Here is a 1,049-nt window from a genome sequence, read left to right as displayed (position 1 = left end):
AGGGTCTCTGGGTCCTTGGCAGTTCTTCGCGCAGTGTTGCTCGCCGTGCTGGCGATGGCTGTGGCCATCGCCCCGGCGGCGCCGTGCACGATGAAGCGCCACGCCGCAGCCGATCACGCCGCCGTCGACCAGGCCGCGGCCCCCGCCGACCCGCACACCCACCACCGACACGGAGCCGCCTCCGCCGACGCGCCCGCGGGAGCGGCCCTCCAGGCGGACGGCGCGGACGGCCCCGACTGCCAGCGGCATGCCTCGGCCGGCCAGCACCACCCGGGCGGCCACGGCCACCACAAGCGCCCGGTCAGCTGCGCGGCCACCTGCTGCCCCCTGGCCTGCCAGGCGGCCGTGCCGGACGCACCCTGGTCGGGCGAGGCGCTGACCCTGCGCCCCTCCGAGCCCATCGGCCTGGCCCAGGAGGACGGCGTCGCCCAGCCGCGTCCCCTGCGCATCGAGCGGCCGCCCCGGCAGCGCGCCTGACCGCGGCGGGCCGAGCGCCCGCCCGCGCCCGCACGCCGCTCCCGGCCGCGCCCTGACCAGGATCCTGCCTGCGCGGGCCGCGCCCGGCATGGCCGGCGCAGCCGCGCCCGCGCCCCACTCCCTGTCCGCCGGTCCGCGCCCCCGAGCGCGGCCGCCAGCCCCCGTTCGGGATCACAGCGATGCTCACCTCCCTCAGGCCGGCCGTGGCGCTCACGGCCTTGGCGCTCACGGCCTTGCCGCTGGCGGCCTGCGTGCCCACCGCCGCGCCGCACTGGCTCGTCGCCCCGGCCGATCCCGCCGTCGCCGTGCGCGCGCCGCGCTACTCCGCGGTCACCGCGGGCGTGGCGCGCTACGACGTGGTCGATCCCAAGGACTGGCGCGAGCTCAACCGCGCCGTGACGCCGAAGTCCGGCTCGGGCGGCATGGAGGGCATGGACCACTCCCGGATGCCCGGCATGAACATGCCCGGCATGGGCGGCAAGCGCGACACGGGAGGGCGGTGATGGGACCCGCCTGTAACCAAACCCCGCCCGCCCCCGGACTAACCCACAAAGGGAACTCACGGATGACCT

Annotated in this window: 2 protein-coding genes; both read left to right on the top strand. The window is 77.6% G+C overall.

Annotated features, from left to right (window positions below):
• Positions 1–477, top strand: a 477-nt coding sequence (locus ACP56T_RS21860) for a hypothetical protein (RefSeq protein WP_238232210.1), incomplete at its 5' end; no start/stop codon positions are given.
• 179 nt (positions 478–656) lie between these two features.
• Positions 657–980 (top strand): hypothetical protein, encoded by a 324-nt coding sequence (locus ACP56T_RS21855; RefSeq protein ID WP_063110945.1) that lies wholly within the window; start codon positions 657–659, stop codon positions 978–980.
• Positions 981–1,049 lie beyond the last annotated feature (69 nt).

The sequence above is a fragment of the Methylobacterium endophyticum genome, assembly GCF_050591105.1.
In the GTDB taxonomy this organism is placed as follows: domain Bacteria; phylum Pseudomonadota; class Alphaproteobacteria; order Rhizobiales; family Beijerinckiaceae; genus Methylobacterium.
Note: the sequence above shows the minus strand (reverse complement) of the source record. Positions and strands in the feature narration are given on the sequence as shown.

Bases quoted from the DNA above. Each gene is read 5' to 3' on its own strand.
- ACP56T_RS21855 (WP_063110945.1), top strand. From the start codon at position 657: ATGCTCACCTCCCTCAGGCCGGCCGTGGCGCTCACGGCCTTGGCGCTC.